2 protein-coding genes are annotated in these 1,858 nt (G+C 34.3%); one reads left to right on the top strand and one right to left on the bottom strand.

All coding sequences use genetic code 11. The annotated features are described in order from the left end of the window. The coding region (locus WQ54_RS24225) for a transposase (RefSeq protein WP_046588163.1) at positions 1-553 on the top strand (553 nt) is incomplete at its 5' end. A 170-nt stretch (positions 554-723) separates the two neighbouring features. Here the strand turns inward: WQ54_RS24225 and WQ54_RS24220 are convergent. Next, positions 724-1,785 carry an NAD(P)/FAD-dependent oxidoreductase gene (locus WQ54_RS24220; RefSeq protein WP_046585327.1) on the bottom strand — a complete coding sequence of 354 codons (1,062 nt, stop codon included), beginning with the start codon at positions 1,783-1,785 and terminating at the stop codon, positions 724-726. Between the last annotated feature and the right edge of the window lie 73 nt (positions 1,786-1,858).

Below are 1,858 nucleotides of genomic sequence, written 5' to 3'. Positions count from 1 at the left end.
TAATGCTCTTGCTGGAGACGCAGGATATAAAACTCCACCCGTTGCGAAATATTTAATGGACAAAGAAATTAGTCCTGTTATGCCTTACACAAGACCCCACACTAAAGATGAATTCATGAAAAAATATGAATATGTCTACGATGAATATTATGATTGTTATATTTGTCCGAAGGATCAAATACTTCCTTACCGCACAACGACCAGGGATGGTTACAGACAATACGCATCAAATCCAGCCATTTGTAAGGATTGCACACTCCTTGATTCCTGTACACAAAGTAAGAACAAGAGGAAAATGATTCACCGACATATTTGGGAAGATAACATTGATGAAGTTAATCATTTACGGCATACAGAAATGAATAAAAGCATATACGCTAAACGAAAAGAAACAATAGAACGTGTCTTTGCAGATGCTAAAGAAAAGCATGGTATGCGATGGACCACTTTAAGAGGAATTAAAAAAGTGGCCATGCAGGCGATGCTAACTTTTGCTGCCATGAATCTCAAGAAAATGGCAAACTGGGCATGGAAGTATCCATGCCCAGCCTAAGAAAATAGAGAATAAATGCAAACCCCCTTTCAAATCAAGGATTTGAAAGGGGGTTTGTCTACGGTCTGAGGTCTCTTTAATAAGAGACCTTTTATATTGTAATAGCATTAACATTGTGAATTGTTTTGTTATCCAACAGTTAAAATAGTGATTGTCTATAAATATGATCTTTATTTTGATTCAAAATACTTTAAATAATAGCCTATTTTTTTTACAACATATTTTGCATCAGACCCTACACCTCGAATGGTTGCTGAAGAAAATGATCGCTGACCTGAAAGTCCAACATAATATAAACCATCGATTGTGGAACTTAATCCTTTATCCTGTCTCGGGGAATTGTATTTATCTATCGTATTTTTTAGAGGTATTAAATAGTGCATATTATATATATAACCAGTTGCATAAATGACAGTGTTTACTTGTTCTTCATTTCCCTTACTCCAAACAACGCCCCCTTCTGTATATTTTGTAAACATTCTTCTGCTATCTGGCGTTTTCTTTACAATCGCTTCTTTATAAATTCCTGTATCCATAATTGATACCTTTGAAGCAAACTTTCTTCCATAAAAAAGAGTATCAACACCAGTTAATTTTAACCAAAAGTGAATGTCTTTTCCGAGTAATCTTTGTGGTGTAAAAGAAAGAGGTTTTCTTGAAGCAATTGTTACATTTGCCACTTTTGCTAACTCATAGGCAATTTGTATAGCAGAATTTCCACCACCAACCACAACTACTCTTTGATTTTTATATTCGTCTACGTTTTTATATTGACTGGAGTGTATGATATTACCCTTAAAATATTCACTTCCTTCTATTGCTGGTAGATTGGGATTGGCAAAAGCTCCTGTTGCTGAAATAACTGTTTTTGAATAATATACACTTTTTAAGGTTTCGATCTCAAATAAATCTCCAACCTTACGAACTACTGTAACTTTTTCTCCAGTACGAATGTTTAAATTAAAATGTTTAGCATATTCTTTGAGGTATGAAATAACTTCTTCCTTGGTAGGATAACGACTTTCATTTCCAGGGAATCGTAATCCTGGAAGGGAGGAATAACATGCAGGAGAAAATAAGGTTAGGCTATCATAATATTTTGACCATGATTCAGTAGTTTGATTTTCACCTTCAAGGACGAGGTATTTTATTCCGTTTTGATTTAAGTGATAAGCCGCTGCTAACCCTGACTGACCAGCTCCAATCATAATACTATCAAATACATCTTTCATGGTTTACACCCCTTGTCATATCGTTATTTAACGATATGTTTTTTAAAAAAAGAACATATAGATACTTCTACAT

Origin of the sequence: Bacillus sp. SA1-12, assembly GCF_000981385.1 — a bacterium.
GTDB lineage: Bacteria > Bacillota > Bacilli > Bacillales > Bacillaceae > Metabacillus.
This window is presented reverse-complemented; position numbering and strand designations above follow the sequence as displayed.

What these genes read in the sequence shown, in the direction of transcription:
- WQ54_RS24220 (WP_046585327.1), bottom strand. Translation starts at nt 1,785, where the DNA reads ATGAAAGATGTATTTGATAGTATTATGATTGGAGCTGGTCAGTCAGGG.